The 16733-nt window shown below is 29.3% G+C and carries 17 protein-coding genes; 7 read left to right on the plus strand and 10 right to left on the minus strand.

Going from position 1 to position 16733, the window contains the following annotated elements; translation table 11 throughout:
• Nucleotides 1-4: 4 nt before the first annotated feature.
• The 7 genes from J2X07_RS18260 to J2X07_RS18290 form a co-directional block, all read right to left on the minus strand.
• Nucleotides 5-706, minus strand: a complete 702-nt coding sequence (locus tag J2X07_RS18260; protein ID WP_310262146.1) for a restriction endonuclease — start codon at nucleotides 704-706, stop codon at nucleotides 5-7.
• 205 nt (nucleotides 707-911) lie between these two features.
• Nucleotides 912-2855 carry a hypothetical protein gene (locus J2X07_RS18265; protein ID WP_310262149.1) on the minus strand — a complete coding sequence of 648 codons (1944 nt, stop codon included), beginning with the start codon at nucleotides 2853-2855 and terminating at the stop codon, nucleotides 912-914.
• A complete protein-coding gene (locus J2X07_RS18270; protein ID WP_310262153.1) occupies nucleotides 2839-3393 on the minus strand; it encodes a hypothetical protein in 555 nt (184 codons plus the stop codon). The genes J2X07_RS18265 and J2X07_RS18270 overlap by 17 nt, the downstream gene beginning before the upstream one ends.
• A 122-nt stretch (nucleotides 3394-3515) precedes the next feature.
• Nucleotides 3516-5261, minus strand: a complete 1746-nt coding sequence (locus tag J2X07_RS18275) for a DUF262 domain-containing protein (protein ID WP_310262156.1) — start codon at nucleotides 5259-5261, stop codon at nucleotides 3516-3518.
• 11 nt (nucleotides 5262-5272) lie between these two features.
• Nucleotides 5273-5614 (minus strand): helix-turn-helix domain-containing protein, encoded by a 342-nt coding sequence (locus tag J2X07_RS18280; RefSeq protein ID WP_310262159.1) that lies wholly within the window; start codon nucleotides 5612-5614, stop codon nucleotides 5273-5275.
• A gap of 35 nt (nucleotides 5615-5649) precedes the next feature.
• Complete coding sequence (locus J2X07_RS18285; RefSeq protein WP_310262163.1) at nucleotides 5650-5979, minus strand: hypothetical protein; 330 nt, start codon at nucleotides 5977-5979, stop codon at nucleotides 5650-5652.
• A gap of 29 nt (nucleotides 5980-6008) precedes the next feature.
• A complete protein-coding gene (locus tag J2X07_RS18290) occupies nucleotides 6009-6146 on the minus strand; it encodes a hypothetical protein (RefSeq protein ID WP_310262168.1) in 138 nt (45 codons plus the stop codon).
• 188 nt (nucleotides 6147-6334) lie between these two features.
• On the opposite strand from J2X07_RS18290, the gene J2X07_RS18295 reads away from it, so the two are divergent.
• From J2X07_RS18295 to J2X07_RS18315, 5 genes are all read left to right on the plus strand, one after another.
• On the plus strand, nucleotides 6335-7072 hold the full coding sequence (locus J2X07_RS18295) for a recombinase family protein (protein ID WP_310262170.1): 738 nt from the start codon (nucleotides 6335-6337) through the stop codon (nucleotides 7070-7072).
• Between the two features lie 557 nt (nucleotides 7073-7629).
• Nucleotides 7630-7806 (plus strand): hypothetical protein, encoded by a 177-nt coding sequence (locus J2X07_RS18300; RefSeq protein ID WP_310262171.1) that lies wholly within the window; start codon nucleotides 7630-7632, stop codon nucleotides 7804-7806.
• Complete coding sequence (locus tag J2X07_RS18305; protein ID WP_310262174.1) at nucleotides 7799-8089, plus strand: hypothetical protein; 291 nt, start codon at nucleotides 7799-7801, stop codon at nucleotides 8087-8089. Before J2X07_RS18300 ends, J2X07_RS18305 begins: the two co-directional genes overlap by 8 nt.
• Nucleotides 8086-8427 (plus strand): YolD-like family protein, encoded by a 342-nt coding sequence (locus J2X07_RS18310; protein WP_310262177.1) that lies wholly within the window; start codon nucleotides 8086-8088, stop codon nucleotides 8425-8427. The genes J2X07_RS18305 and J2X07_RS18310 overlap by 4 nt, the downstream gene beginning before the upstream one ends.
• A 1066-nt stretch (nucleotides 8428-9493) precedes the next feature.
• Entirely contained in the window at nucleotides 9494-9667 is a 174-nt protein-coding gene (locus tag J2X07_RS18315; protein WP_310262178.1) for a hypothetical protein, read from the plus strand.
• Nucleotides 9668-9706: 39 nt separating this feature from the next.
• Here the strand turns inward: J2X07_RS18315 and J2X07_RS18320 are convergent, their stop codons facing one another.
• Nucleotides 9707-10261 (minus strand): hypothetical protein, encoded by a 555-nt coding sequence (locus J2X07_RS18320; RefSeq protein WP_310262180.1) that lies wholly within the window; start codon nucleotides 10259-10261, stop codon nucleotides 9707-9709.
• A 438-nt stretch (nucleotides 10262-10699) separates the two neighbouring features.
• On the opposite strand from J2X07_RS18320, the gene J2X07_RS18325 reads away from it, so the two are divergent.
• Both J2X07_RS18325 and J2X07_RS18330 read left to right on the plus strand, forming a co-directional pair.
• Nucleotides 10700-11833: a ParM/StbA family protein gene (locus J2X07_RS18325; RefSeq protein WP_310262183.1), complete on the plus strand. Its 1134-nt coding sequence runs from the start codon at nucleotides 10700-10702 to the stop codon at nucleotides 11831-11833.
• Entirely contained in the window at nucleotides 11823-12224 is a 402-nt protein-coding gene (locus J2X07_RS18330; protein ID WP_310262186.1) for a hypothetical protein, read from the plus strand. Before J2X07_RS18325 ends, J2X07_RS18330 begins: the two co-directional genes overlap by 11 nt.
• 327 nt (nucleotides 12225-12551) lie before the next feature.
• Here the strand turns inward: J2X07_RS18330 and J2X07_RS18335 are convergent, their stop codons facing one another.
• Nucleotides 12552-12926: a type II toxin-antitoxin system PemK/MazF family toxin gene (locus J2X07_RS18335; protein ID WP_310262188.1), complete on the minus strand. Its 375-nt coding sequence runs from the start codon at nucleotides 12924-12926 to the stop codon at nucleotides 12552-12554.
• 614 nt (nucleotides 12927-13540) lie between these two features.
• Complete coding sequence (locus tag J2X07_RS18340; protein ID WP_310262192.1) at nucleotides 13541-16723, minus strand: DEAD/DEAH box helicase family protein; 3183 nt, start codon at nucleotides 16721-16723, stop codon at nucleotides 13541-13543.
• Nucleotides 16724-16733: the final 10 nt, after the last annotated feature.

A 16733-nucleotide genomic window follows, 5' to 3' on the forward strand; every position in this document is an offset into this window, starting at 1 on the left:
TATTCTATGTTAATTTTATTCCAATTAGCTTTTCTAATTTCTTAATATATTCATCTAATTGTTTAAAATAATCTTCAAAGAATTTCTTTCTATTATCATGCTTTTGTTTAATGCTTCCGTCTTTATTATAAGTATTAAATGGATTTTTCTTATATAGAAAATCTTCATGTGTATAACCATGTGCAATATTAGAAAGTTCTGCTATTAGTTTTAATACATTAATTGTTATGTTTTCATCAAAACTTCTCTTAGCTAATAAATCAGGAATACTTGTAATAATATCAACTTTTTCCTTTGACCGTGTAAGCATTTTTTTTACCCATTGATTTTCAAATGTCATTTGAAATTCATCCCAAGTAAGTAATCTTATATTTGTTTGTTTTGCAGCTTCAAGAGCACCTTCTTGAAATTCTGATTTAGATATAATATAACCAATACTTGCCCCCGCATCTGAAACAACAGTTCTTAAAGCATGAACTTTTTCTTTATTTACTTTTTTCTTCCAATATTTACACTCAATAATATAAATAAATTTAGAAGGAGATTCTTTATCCATCACCCAAACGTCAAGGTCAACTGTGTCTCCTCCTCTTAATTCAAATGATTTTGCATCTTCAAGAACCTGATAATTCATATCTTCAAATATCTCAGCAACACACTTTTGTAAATCTCGCCAAGAAACTGGCTCTTTTTTTACTAACATCATTTTTTCCCCTCTAACTTACTGATTGCTCCAATGAAACTTGATATTCTTTTTAAAATGGTTGTTTATACAATTTATCTAACTGAAAAAAATTGCATTTCATTATAAACTTTAAAAATCCCTCTTAAACCAGTCCCAGCGTTACATAAGAATCTTTAGTTAACTTCTAAACTATTTACAATAGGAGAAATAAGGCATACCAACTGTATTATTTATTTTGTAAAATTATTAAAAATCCACTATTCTCCTCACTATAAATAGATAATTTAATTTTAAATTTGATAAATTTATATCTTAAATTATTAAATTCTAATGCTTCTTCATTAGAAAAAGGCAAATATATATCATTGGTGACATTTATCAAATAATTCTCATCAGCCTCCTTTTTGTTAACTAAATACTCTTCCAAATTAGTTTTTTCGAAGTCCTCTAATATCATTTCAAATTTATCCACACTTATTTTTAACTTCGTAGAATCAAAGCCTAACCAATACTTTTTTCTAACTAAATGCAATTTTTTTTGATTTTCTATTAATTTTAATTGTTCCATTTTTTGAGCTGGTTCACTATATAAGAGTCTATCATCACTTGTAATACCTGAAACAAATGTATTAATATTTGTATTTGTGTTAATCTCTAAATCATTAATCTCATCTAATAGAATGTTGATTTTATTATTACTGTTGGTTGGAATATAAATAGTGTTAATTCCATATTTGTTAAGCTCACTTAATATTTTGTTTTCTACATAACCCCAAATTTTCACTGATATATGTTCATCAATATTTTTTTCTTGAAGCAAAAAATATATCATCTCTTTAAAACTATGCTCAATATATATGTCATATATTTGCTCTTCTTCCAATTCATGTTGAAAGGGGAAAATATTCATTTTTTCTTCGAATTTTATTTTTATGCTATCCAAACAATCTATACTTTGTTGATTTAAATACCTTAATTCATTTACTTCAATATCTTTATATATTTTTAATAATTGCTCCTTTAGAGATAACAAATCTGCTTCTTTGTTTCTATCGACTCCAAATAAAAATACAATATCTTCGTAAATTTTATCTAGATGTGGAGAAATTTCATTATTATTTAAGTAGTTATTTACTATTCCAAAAATTTTTGATTTGTCGAGAATATCTTTACTTACATTAAATAAATTAAAATTTACAGAAATAATACTTACTAAAATATAAAACTCATTAACCACCGAACTCATTATTATCCATTTAGCTTCATCATCAGGCATTATTTCCCATGACCTTAACTCCACACTAACTTCTTCATAATATTCCCAAATGTTTTCTTCATAATTGTATAGGTTATCTCTAAATACATAGTTGATTTCATTTAGAAATTCTTTTAGTGAATTTTTGTCCTCAACAGAGATAAGTTCTTCTTTAAATATTAAATAATAAATGTAAACAGTAATTGTAAGAAAGAGTTTCTCTAACATAATTCTATCTTTATACATGTGCTGTTGTTTATGTAGGTGTAGTAGGATTGATTTTAAAATAATTAAATCTCTTTTATTTATAATATATAAAATTAGTTGAACTATGGATTTCTCTATTAAATCCTTATGAAAGTCAGATGTTAACTCTGTATAATATGAAAAAGTTAAAATAGAGTTAAAGAATCTATCTATATTTTTATTTTTTTCATTTTCATTTAAATTATTATTCTCTTTAAAAGATTTATATATCATTCTAATTATCAGGGGTATATTATTATCACTTTTTCCAAGTCCGATTCCCGCATTAATAAACAATTTATAAAGCAGTTCAATAGGACCCTCTATCATCTTTTTTGAATCTATACTTTTTAAACTGTTTATGTAGGCTTCAATACCATCGTCCAGATAATAATTAATTTTTTTATACTCATTTAAAATCTCATAGAAATCCAATAATAAGTCGTATCCTAATTGCTCTCGGTCCAAATCAAAAGAAATTTTTATTAATTCATCATAATAAGAAATAAAGCTATCTATTAATTTAGATTGATGTGCATTATCTGTGTTTTTCATATAAATTCTCAATATCTCTTTTAACAACTTGTTGTTCTCGTCTATTGCCTTTAAATCATGATTTACTAAAGAATCTTTAGTATGAATATAAAGTGAATCAATTATTTTCTCCATTACTAACCTCCCTTTCCTTTATTCTTGCATTCTCTTCCTTTATAGAACTTAGAGCTAAATCTAAAACTTGATTATATATTTTTTGTTTTACTCTTTCTTCAAATAAAGATACTTCAATACTTTTATATAATAAATGGATAATTACTCCAAAGTTAATAAAGAATATAAAGGCAACCCCAGGAACATAAACAAAAGCTACAAAAAAATATTGAACAGTAAGCAACAATAAAGTAACAACGATTTCATCATAAAAATTTATATAAAAACTATTTTTAATACTCATGGTATCTAACGTTTTTAATCCATATATTTTTTCCTTCTTTAAATTAATAATCAATGTTAATAATGCTGTACTTGCAATCGATATACTTGAATGAATCTGAAAAATTGTGTTAACAAAAGAACTATCATCTTTTTGATTAATTGGTAAAAATTTTACATATTCATACAGCCAACTTAAAAAAACAGCTAATATTACTATAATTAAAATTGATATGAATATATTTTTAATGTTAATTATTTCTTGTTTGGAATGCATTTCCCTTAATTACCGTCCTTCGTTATTTTGTTTCTCATACCATATCCTTACACAGTTATAACTAATACTCTAAGTAAATAATTGAAATTCCTAAAAGGAGTAGCGTGGCTACTCCTTGTTAATTAATTAATTAATATCTTTAACAGCTTTTCTCTTATAGTTTTTTCCCTTTCCACCATAAAGTCTTCAAAATTATCCAGACTTAAATTAATATCTGGTATGAAGTGTTTCTCTCTATACGTAGCTTTTTCTTGGTCACTTATACAGATAATATTTAACCATTCATCGAACTTTTTATTAGATTTTTCTAGGTTTGGAATGCCCTCAATTAACTGTAAATTCCCCACATAATCATAATTCTCTACAGCATAATCTATAGTTTTTTGACTTATTCCTTCCCTTTTTAGCTTGGCTCGTGATTTTAACAAGCTTTTAGGAAAGATATGGTCTTGATGAAAATTATTCTTATAATCAAGATTAGGATATAGCAACGATAAAACAGAAAAAGCATATCTATTTCCATACTTAGTCCATAATAAATTTTCTACTTCTTCCTCAGTAAACTTTAGCGTTTTATTAGTTACTTTTAGATTCTCTTTTAATAACACGTATGGAAAATTAGTTAAATTGTTTTTAATTATTTCCCTAATGGGCTTCAATACATTGTCTGGTTGTCCACCAAATATTCTTTTTAAAATAGCTGCGATAGTAAACTTTTGTATGTTTTTTCTATCCTGAATATATTTGTATGATTCTACAAAATTATGAGGATTACCATTTTTATATAGATAATATGCAATTGGGATAATTACATAATTTGCAGTCAGAGATTTATAGTTAAATCCATAACTAGCAACTAACTGAACAGATAGTCGAATAGCTTGAGCTATTTCATCCCATTTATCTTCTATAATGTTCATAGTAACAGAGTCAAAGTTATCGACTTTAAAAGCTATATCATTAAAATCACATAAAACTAAGCAAGTTTTAAGCACTAAATCTTTATCAAAATCAAAGTAGTCCCCTATTTCATTTATTTCATCAACAAAAGAAGTTATTGTCTTCCTAGCATCTTTTTGTTTCCATTGAGCTGTAGCAATAGATAATAATAAATCAGAATAGCTAAGTTGTGTACCTCCGCTATTTACTCTAATAAAAATATTTAATACCTTATCAAGTGATTGTGACCTTTCAAGATAGTAATTTATACATGGAGTTACATGAATTGCCTTATAGAGTTCAAATAAAGTTTTGTTTGCATATCTCGCTTTTTCTTGTTGTACTAAATTAAGTTCGTTTCTATATATGTAATCATTTATTTCATATTGTTCACTAAAGTTCAAAATGTCTCCAACTTTAAACCAATAGGAATTATCATCTCTTTTAAGTGCTTCTTTATTAGTTAGAAATCTAAAATCATATGTCATGTCAATTTCATCAGATGGTGTTAAGAGATTTAAATATAGGTGTCTAGTAGGATATGCAGAGTCATTCTCTACCCATCTTCTTGGTAATCGATATGCATAGGTTCCTTTTAAACCTATGTATAAAGATGTTAATCTTTGTTGACCATCAAGAATAGCATTTATATCTTCTTCACCACTAACATTAGCTTCGGTATTATGTATATTATCCCGTTCGTGATAATTCCTTAAGAACTCATAAAATTTGAATTTACTTATATTCTCTTTATTTACATGCCAAAATAAAAACGCGCCTACAGGATAGCCCGTTAAAAGAGAATCAAATAATCGCTCAATCTGCTCTGTATCCCAAACAAACTCTCTCTGGATTGAAGGAAGCAAATATTTTTTTCGGTGTATGTCATTTACTACTTCAGTAATAGTAAGTGCTGTCTGAAACGCCATAAATAATCCCCCTAAATAACCTTATTTTCTATTTCCATAATGCGTTTTAGTTTTATGTACACTATACTTTCTTTTAATTCTTCTAGGGTAAGTTCCTTACTATCTATATAGAATGTGTAATTATGATTTAGCTCCTGTAAATTTATAGGTATTTTTTTATCACTGTACACTAAATAGTCAATAGATATATTATAAAAATTAGCAATTCTAATTAAATGTCCTATACCTGGTTCCTTTTTATCATTTTCATAGCTCCATATTAGACTTTTAGTAAACTCAACTTTTTTCGCAAATTCTTCAGCACTTAAACCAGCTTTTTCTCTTAGTTCTTTTAATCTTTGTCCAAATGTCATTTCCATGCTCCCCATTCAAAAATAAGCTCAAAATTTTATTGGCTGTTATCAATAGTAAATTGAATCTCTTTGGAGCCTACCCATTTTGCAAATCCCTCTTCAATAAGTACCGGCGCCACATATGAAGCAATTGCTCTTTTGGAAACATTGGTTAATAACCATTCTCCTAAACTATGTGGAGGTGGAGAATTAAAGGACCTGCCCACAACAACACGTTTCCCTTTAAAATTATCAAGGAGAAGAAGACATTGTTTTTGATTCATTTTTTCTTTTCTTCCAGTTCCAAAATATAGGATTATTCCTTCCTCTAGAGAACCCTCATATTTAAAAGGGCTTTTTTTTGGAATAGTATGCAGTTCTTTCATATTGATAATTACTCCTAACTATAAAGATGTTATTTAGAATAACTAATTTTCCCTTTGAATTTTACTCCTACAACGACAACTTTTGTATCACCTACTTTTAATTTTTCGTAGGATACGATTTTGCCATCACTCTTAATTTTCTTTAATGGTTTGAATGAACCCATCATTTCTATCCCTCCATTTATTAGGTACGGAATAAAATATAGTTGATTAAATCTATTATAGAAATATTTTGAAAAAATTACCACCTGAAATAAAATTGATGTAGAATCTATAAAACATAACGCTTGTGTCCGTAATCGTTATAGCATTCATAACGATTATTTAAACCGTTATAAATAATGGAGGAAATCACATGAAAAAAGCTGCGATTTATATTCGTGTATCGACTAAGGAACAAGTTGGAGAAGATAAATTTGGATTACCCGTACAACTTGTAATTTGTGAAGATTATTGTACTAAAAATGAACATCAGATATATAAAGTATTTGAAGATGGTGGAAAATCAGGTGGTTATGAAGATTTAGATAACGACTTAAACAAAAGACCCGCTTTAAATGAATTATTGACTGCTGCAAATTTAGGTGAATTTAATATAGTAATTGTTCCAAAGTTGGACCGTTTAGCTCGTTCTCTCTATGCACAACTTTGGGTTGAAAAAGAACTAAGAAAACATGATATCGAAGTTATTTCAGTCAGCGAACCATTTAGTGGTCAAGACCCTGTAATGACAATGATGAGACAAATGATGGGCGTCTTTGCAGAATTCGAAAAAAACAGAATCAATGAAAGATTATATTCTGCTAAGATGTACAAAAGAAAATTAGGAGGTTTTATCGGAGGACAAGACCCTCTAGGATATTACTCATTAAAAGGGTCCAAAAAACTATATATAAAAGAAGATAAAATAAAAACAATAAGAAGAGCATTTGAATTAAAAGGTAGTATGTCCCTTCGAAAAATAGCTAATATTTTAAATAACGAGGGATATACAAGTAGAGATAGTAAACCTTTTACTCCCATGCAAATAAAACGAATCTTTGATAGAGAGCCACTATATAGAGGTGAAATGGAAGCCCCCGCTATTATATAATCATGAGCTTTTTAACTATCCTTTTTTGTTGCAGCTGTATTTCCAAAACCATCTTTGTTACTTCTCAAAAATTTTAAGATGTTACCAGAATAGATTGAAGATAATCTTTTATTTCTCATTCAAAGAATAGTTTGTTCATTATTTGTGATGTAACCCAAGTAACGATGAACAATTGTGCTTTATAAAATATTTGGTTGTTATTAATTAAGGCTGTTTTCGGAAAGTTTGTTGTACTAATTCACTTTTTTTATAAACATACAAACATGTATTACACTGTATTAAAATAGAATACATTATAGATGAAGAAACACTGCTCTTATTCAACAAACGGGTAGGTTTCTTGAATAAAAGACATTAAGTTAAACTACCTATACCTAATTAACATAGTATTTCTCTTCTTCAACAAAACTGCGCTTAATTGAATAGAATATCAAAGAACGACCAGACAAAAATCTGGTCGTTCTTTTAGAGAACAGCCCTGTAATAAAATATTAATATTGATAAAAACAAGAACATATGTTCTAATTTAGATAATTCATTTTTAGGAGGTGCTTTTCTTGAATGATAAAAAAAAGGCAAAAATACAATTAGAAATCATCAATGACTTAACTTCCTTTGTGGAACACAACAAAAATGAAATTCAAGCACTCAATTTAGAAGGATTAAAACTGCGGAACAAACAGGTCATTGAAGAAGCTCATAAAGTATTATCAAAGAGACGTTCCGATGCCTGACACCAATGGATTCCGCATCATGTTTACTCTTCGCTTACCAATCGAACTATCTTACCTCTTACTTGTTGGCTGCGATTACAATAACGGATGCTTATTCGCAATTAATCTCTATTCTCCGAATGATTCAATTCAGTTGGAACATAATACGAGTCACTATCCGAAAGAGCTTATTGTACTATTATCAGAAGAAAAAGAACTAATCGATAATGGTTTTTATGACCTTAGAACCTGGCAATTGACAATGTTTCAGCAGAAAATTAAAGAGAGAAGGGACTTCCAATGATTAGAGACAGAGGGAAAATCAAATGGCAGCCGTTTCAGAGTATCCCAGGGTTATGGAATACCTACCGTGAAATAAAAGAAGAACAAAACAAATTCCCCAAACCAACACTAGATGAGGACCAACTCGAAACCATCAATTATAGCATCATGCAGTCTCTTGAAGAAGAAAAAGTGCTCAATATAAAGCTCTATGAACAAGGATATATTAATGAGATGCCTGGAACCATTATAAAAATTGACTCCTATCAAAAAGTAATACATTTTAAAGTTACTGCAGGTGCAATAAAACAATTTGCATTCAACAAAATTGTCGGCGCTGAACTATTCGAAGCTTTATGAATAATAATAACCGACCAGAAGAAATTCTAAAAGATATTAAAAAAATGAACTTTAAGGTAGATACTTTTTTTAATGAAGTCAAAAACCATATACAACAAACTAAAATGGAAGTAGAGAAAAGGAAAAAAGCCAAGCGATAAGCTCTGGCTTTTTATGCTATATAGAACATAAAAGGATAGAACATTACCAGATTAAATAAAATGATAACGGAAAAAAATGAGGTGATTGTCTATTAGAATGGCTTAGAAAAAAATATGAAAACGGCTGTATTTATGGTGATATGTTTTTACTCTTTGACAATCTTAATCATGTTCTTATTATTAGCGGCATTATACCATTAACATGGGTTAATGGTGGACGGTCTGAATTCTCCGTACTCAGCTACCAATATCTATTATCAATACCATTATTTCTATTATTGGAGAAGTTTTTACGCTAATTGTTGGGGGAAATATTTTATATAAATACAAAAGAGGAATGAATTACCGTTATATGTTGGTTTTTTGTTATACTTTGGTCTTTTAGGATATTATACAACAATAGTTAGGAACGAACTTGTGTAGGGCGATTGAAAAAAGGTAGCAATAACCGCTCTTATTAAAACATGAAACAGCATGACTCATTTTGAGTCCCTATAAAAAATGTTATTTTTTCCAACACTTTTCTTTTGAGTGACCTAAGTTCATTGGAAATGTTTACTTTGAGGTTGTATTAAACATATTGGCTGTTATTAGTCCTTATTGAAAAATGTGCATTTTTAAATTATGCACAACAAATCGACGTTGGTGTGACCCTAACAGTCATTGGAACGATGGGGAATATACTGATTCCATGTGTTTACTGTACGGAGTTCCCCCCCCCCCGATTTCTAGAAAAAGTACATCCTTATTTTCGAATGGAAGTTCATTTAAGTCATAATTATGGATAATTATAATTCTTTCAATTAATGTAATGTACATTACGAACATGGTTCCACTACACTATTTAATTTTAGAGGTAAAGTAGATTTTATTTATGGTATGTTGAATATAAAGAATAAGTTATTTTTTGAGGAGGAAAGTTAAATATGGGCAATTTAATAAAATTCCCTAGTATAAATCGAAAGTATTACAAGAAAGAATCATCACTTGATTTACTCAAAAAGTTATCGGATGAAAGAATTCAGCAAAGAGAAAAATTTGAAAACAAAATTCTACCTATACTAAAAAAATATAAAATAAAGCCTTCAAAGCAATGTTAAGTTTTATTAAACCGTGCGATTCATAAGTAACCACACGGCTTATTTATTTTGACGAGCTAACTTTTCAATTTTATTTGATAATGCAGCTGCAAGACCTTCATTATAAACAGCAAATGATTTTCCCCATTTAATATACATTCTTTTTAAATATTCGTTTTTCGCTTTAGATATACTTACATTTAATTCATCAATAATTTCATTAATAATCATTCCTTCAGGTGTACCCTCTTTTATTTCTTCATTATTCCGAAAAAAAATCTTGAATTTAAGTATTGCATAATCTTCAAACATTTTTTCTATATCATCTTCAGTTATTTTAAATTCATATTCTAAACCTTTTAAATCTTTTTCAGTTATATTACCCTTTTCAAAATGTTTGAACGCTCTCTCTAAAGCTATTCTTTTTAGTGATTGCTCTTTTAATATCCCTTTATAGGTTCCTAATGAAATTGTAATATTATTTCTACTCATGTTTTGGTAAGTAGCTAATGAGCTTTTACCTGGTTTTAATTTTTTTACATTCCTTTGATAATTAACTGAACTGTATATTTGATAATATAAAACTGGATTTCCATTCTTATTAACGTCTTTCAAACTAAAATACCCCATTACCATTCACCTCTATAATCTATTAAACCGAGAATTACCCAGACATATATAAGTTATTTTAAAACTTTAAAGCATAATCCTTTCTATTATTTTCATTTTAATAAGAAAATAAAATTCTAAAATTATTGGCTGTTATAACATAATATATATCTTTAAAACCATTCTTCACCATAAACTGTAAAAAACAATAAAACTGATAGTTAAAACGAAATAGAGTTGGTTAGTCGCAAAAAATACATAAGAATAAAACTTATTCTTAGTTAACTAAATCTTTTCAAAGTTAAATGAAAATAAACTTCGTTAAAATCATATAAATTTTCTCTTTAAAAAATAAGGATTTTATTAATTCTTCTACAAATATATAGATGTAAACGATACGTTTACCTTGTTCACTAGTTCAAATATTTGAGAGGGGAAAATAAAGTGAAAAATACAATTGGAAAAGCTGCTATAGATATAGGTAATGACAGTATTAAATCTCTTTTCGAAAGCCCAAGTAACCAAATACTTATACCTAACCTTGTTGCTGAAATAGGAATCAATCGAAATGTAAAAGAATATGAAAAAGATGTCTTGGATGGTATTCATATAGAAATTACATCAGGGGCACTTAAAAGAAAACATGGAGTTTATGCAGTGGGGAATTTGGCAAAACAACAGCATAATTACTCTGAACTAGCAATTCACTCAAAGAAGTGTGAAAACGACCAATCACTTATATTACTACTTACTTCATTGGCAATAAATGCTGTTCAATCTGGTATTTTTTCTAGTAATGAAGAAATAATTGAAGCCAAATATTATTTGTCAACCGGTTTACCCATCCTAGAGGCTACATTAGATGAACGAAAGCAATTCAGGGATAAACTGCAAAAGAATACACATGAAATAAGATTCTTACAGACTCCTCTTTTACAAGGAAAAACTGTTCGAATCACCTTTGAGAAGGTATTTGTGAATCTAGAAGGATTAGCTTCATTTATTAATCTTTCAAAAAATAATGAGGAATTAATTCAACAAGAAATGATGATTATTGATATAGGTGGACTCACGACAGATGTTGCAGTAATTCAAAAAGCAACGGTTAATAATACAATGTCAACTGGTTATTCTGAAGGTGTTTCTCCATATTTAGATAGAATAATTAATCGTGTCCGCAGCGAAATTGGTTATCCCATTAAAACTAGAAAAGACATTGTTGAAATTATTATAAATAACAACCCTACCGATAAGAACCATGTTTATGTTTACGGTAATCGAACTTGTGTTTCGCATATTGTAGAAGAAGAACTTATGAAACTAGCTCGAAAACAATACTATTATATGTTAGATATTTGGAATCAAGTCCCAAGTTTGAGAATAGCTTATTTTGTTGGTGGAGGCGCCATTGTATTAAAAGATTATTTAGAAGCTATAATTAATAAAGAAGATAAGAATTTTCCAATAAGGTTTCTTAGGACAAATGATAGTATTTGGAGTATGGCAGAGTCTTATTTTTCAATACTAGAAACTTGGTTAAATACACTACACAAAGAGAATATAAACAATGTCGGTTAAGAAAGGAGGTGTTATTTCTTTCCGATTACCGAATGATACTTCCACCGATATTATTTACTACTTGAATAACTTAAAAAGCAAAACTGGTAGAAATTTTTCTTTTCACTTACTCCAGATATTTTTAAAAGGATTAGCTAAAAATAATCATCGATTTGAAGAGGACTACATTTTTCTAAAAATACCTACAGAACTCTCAATTGAAAAAAGGAAATGGTTACAATCAAAAGAAACTCAACTGTACCTTCTTTCAATATTATTACAATCAATAACTAATATGTCAGATAAAAAATATGAAACTAAAAAGGTCATTGAAAGTTCTTCGCAGAACTACATGCCATCTGAAACAATGACATTTATTCATGAAAATTTTATTGGTTTTGATAATGACTAGAACTGCTGCATTTATCAGCAGTTCTAGTCATTATGATATTATTATCTAAATAGATAGAATCTATCTTAGTATATACATGGTATATCCGTATATATACAAAATGTACATGATATACATCTGAGTAAATTGACAAGAGACTCGTAGTGTATATTAATGAAGTGGTAACATCCTAGAAATACAAGAACTGCTACGTTATCAGCTGTTCTTTTTCTTTGTGAATATACATTCTTAATAAATGATTCTAATCTATATGTATACACAATGAATACAAAGTATACATTGTGTATATATTCTGTGGAATTATAAAAAAAGCCCGAAAGGGCTTCTTTAGATTATGTATTGGTGACAGCCTATTGCAATTAACATTGATTTTTCCACTATTTTTAAGGTTTCCTCATTTAACCTAGCAATTGGTTGTGAAATAATTCTCTGTTTAGAAATACCCCTAATTTGCTCGCAGAGTATTACTGAAGTTTCAATAATTCCAGATAATTGTTCCACGTCATCTTCATTTAGTAAAACATGAGTAGGAAGTTTTTTTTGCTTAGTTCTAATACTTGTTGTTAATGGACAACCAATAATTACTGGGCTATACCTATTAGCTAATTGATTAGAAACTACAACTACAGGTCGCACCCCATACAGTTCACTTTTTATTCCATCCAGCTCACAATAAAGTATATCACCGCGTTTCAATTGCAATTCGCATCACCTTTTCTTAAATTTTTCTTATTTTACAAGAAATTTTTGAAAAAGCAATAAAGAATAGATATTTGAGTATTTACAATTTACTTATATGGAGTGGGAGGGATAAACTACCCCTTGTAAAAGGGTAGAATGAATTATTAAACTTATATACTTGGAGTACGTCGGGTCAATTATTCATAATGATATGCTGCATAGTCATATGCAATTCTTCCAGGTCCAGCTTTACAGAACATCTTTCTAAAGATACATATCATTCCACCTCGCATATGCGACTGGGACGGGTTAAAATCTGGATATAGAAAAGACCATCTAACGGTACACTACGAGGGAAAGTCGTAGCCGGGGTAGACGGGATACCCAGCGGTAATTGCTTAACGTCATATTTCAACAACATACATGCCTACCAGTTATGTTGAGGAGCGCTTCGCTACAGTTTTACTTGTCTTTAATTAATAAATACTCAGATGAAAATACTAATTTCATATATTACATTTTTAAAAATTTTTCATTTCTCCTTCTTTGAGAAAAAATTTTTCATCTATTAATATAACTAAATAAAAAAAGAGCAGGAGTATTATATATACTTCTGCTTTTCGTAATTATTAGAATTAACATGGGAAAAGAATTTTCTTTATCATGCTGTCAATATAAGATTCCGCATCATCATACTGAAATAATATATGCCTTTGTTCCATCTCCTCTTTGGGCAATGTATAACCTGTATTAATTAAATCGACATAGTAAGTATTAGAGATAATGAAAGAATTAAGCACTACAGAATCATCGTTTAGATTAATCTCTAACTCTTTAATAGTGCTATAGAAATTTAGTTTCGGGTCTGTAATAGAGAGATTTCTTATTCCTTTCGGGTCTGCAAAGGTAATATATTGCTTACCATTGTGTAGTATCCAGATAATAAAATCGGGGTGAAATCCTCCAGCCTCAAAAAAACCTATACCCCTACCACGAGATTGATTTCTCAACAAATATAATTGTTTGTCATTAAAAAACTCTGTATTTTTCTCATAGTATTTCGAAAAATCTTGAATAAATTGGTATTCATCTTCATTAAGTGCTACTGGCTTGATACGCACAGTTGATGTGTTACCTTCAAACGAGATAAGTGGTTCATATAAATGTTGTTCAAATGAAAATGCTTTCAACTGACCAAACTCAATATTTAGCAGTTGTTTTTTCTCCAACGCATTTTTTAATTTTTTTAGCTCTTCAAGTAAACTTCCCTGTTCTTCTTTATCAATACTAAGTTGGTACTCACTAAGAAAATTTTTATCTTCTTCATTTAGTTCATAATACTCCATATATGGAGCTTCCCATGTTTTCTTAGAGTGAAAATAATGCTTCTCGCAATACTTTTTTAGAAGTACAATCGCAATTTCTTGCCATCTATTTATTTGTTGGAATCTAGTGAATTCTAATTCTTTTTCTGGGATTTGTAATATATACCATGAATGGTCTGTTAATAATTCTACAATTCTTTCTTTTGATAATTGTAAATTGTACCAAGACCGTTCGTTCTTAAATCGTTGCATCTCAAAGTAAATCTCGTCGATATTCATGAAAGCAACATGAAACTGTTTAAAAGTTGTTTCGTTTAGAGTTGCAATCTGAATTTCTTTAATATTTCCTGCTATTTCTTTGCTATTTTTTAATTGAATTTTAGGATACCAATTTACAATGACTTTTTTATGAGAAGGAATCGGTTCATTTTGTTTTGTCAATACAGGTTTAGGTCCCTGTTTTTTGAAATTAATTCCTTCTTTAAGTCGCAACGCTTTCAATGTTAATTTTCGTTTTTTGTAATTCTTTAAGACAGGTATTGTTATTTCTTCAAAATCTTTTTGTGTCTTTATTCCTTCTTCTTCGAGATATTCTTTAAACTGTTGCATATAATCAGCACGAATACCGAAAATATTTAAAGTCTCAATGAATTTCAAGTAATTGGAATTATTCACCTCTGGAACTTGACCTTTTAATGCAGAACTGCGTTTTAAACTGAATTCAAGCCCTTTTAAACGAACACCTCTACCAAATAACTGAATAATATTGGAACCTTCGCTTCTTCCAATATTCATTAACCCCATTGTACTAACGCGCCAACTGCTCCACCCTTCAGTAAACTTCTTAGAACCAATCAAAACATTAATGGGAGAATCATTTTTATCAATTTTATGAAAGTAGGATTCAGAAAAATCACGTTCAGTTACAAGAAATTCTGGATACTCTTCGCACAATTTCCACAACTGAGCCGCATCCCCAACGTTGATTACACCAAACGGTTCATTTTCTCCTAACCGGAGTGCTAATTCACTTTCTTGCCCCTTGAGCTTTTCGACTCTTAATGTTGTCTTAGCAATTGGCGAATTAAATAAAATTTTTAAAATATCATAATAAATCTCTTCTGCTGTCTTCTCTAATATTAATAAGTAAGTGAAAGAGTTTCTAAAAATCTCTTGTCCCTTCCTATCTAGTAATCCTGGCTTACCACTTAGTAGTGCTTGAATGTTCCTAATGCTTTCTACATCTTCTTTCACAAAACGTGCAATGAACAAAAGAACATCTGTAACATCTGACACTTTTCTTCCTTTTTGGTTTCGAACAGCATTAACACTACCACCTACGAATACCCATAATGGTTTTTCCAGTAGATAGGGTCGAAATGTTACTTCATTATCAGAGTATATTTTGAGCTGTTGATAGAAAGAGACTAAGCAGGATGTTAAATACAAATGCCGTACTTTTTCGTCATTATCATCCTCTAAATTTAAAATTTGATATTCTTTCCCGTAACCATCTGCATGAAAATAACGGTATGAATAGTCAAATAAAATACATTTAGAATATTCATCAATTAGAGCTTTCTTTTTCGAAACTGCTTGACCGAAAGTAGCTGAGTATTCGAAGGCAAATCCATTTTCACTTAACTTTTCACGTTTCATTTTCCAGTCATCACCACTGGACCCACGATGCCCTTCATCTACCAATACAAGGTTGTTTCCTTCAAAAGTATCAATGGCAATGGTCTTTTCGCCCATTTCATCCTTAAGTTTATGAATATCAATAACTGCAATCTCTTTGCCTCTGAATAACCCATCTTGATTTTTTTTAAATAGGGATGATTGGATACCAGATAAGTCAAATTCTCTAACGTGCTGTTTTGACAAATCTTCACTTGGAGTTAGGAGAATGATATGCTCTAGTTCTTCTGGTCTGTGATTTTTATAAAAATAGTTCAAGTATTGCTTTATATTAATATGCATTAACAGTGTTTTTCCAGAGCCAGTTGCATTCCAAAAAGCTAGCTTTTGTAAATCACCCTTTTCATAAAGTGATAATCTTTCCTTTTCAGGTAGATTCTCGTTTATTTTATGGACAATCTCATTTAATTCTGTAATTAGTTTTTCTTGCTGATGGAAATACTTATCTAGGTATATTTCTGTAAATAACAGTGATAAATATTGGAAGTATTTCCACTTTATTCTTTCACCCCTTTTTTCACTTATTTCTAATGTAAATCGAACAATATTTTCATCATATTCTCTCAATATTTCACTTGTTAGGTGCTGTCTATCTACGAGACGTGAAGTTATATGTTTATAGAAACGTGAGATATTGTCAACATCTAATTCTTCTAATGAAGAGTCTTTTATGTCTTTTGTTAAAAATTCAAAGTCCTCTGCTTCAAACAGTGTAAGCATATATTGATTGAGAACTAGTTGGTCACTCAAATGTATTTTTTTCTTCTTCGCAGGAATTTTGTTAGATTTCACCATCTGCTTTCAC

The organism is Fictibacillus barbaricus, from assembly GCF_031457135.1.
GTDB classification, from domain to species: Bacteria; Bacillota; Bacilli; order Bacillales; family Fictibacillaceae; genus Fictibacillus; species Fictibacillus barbaricus_A.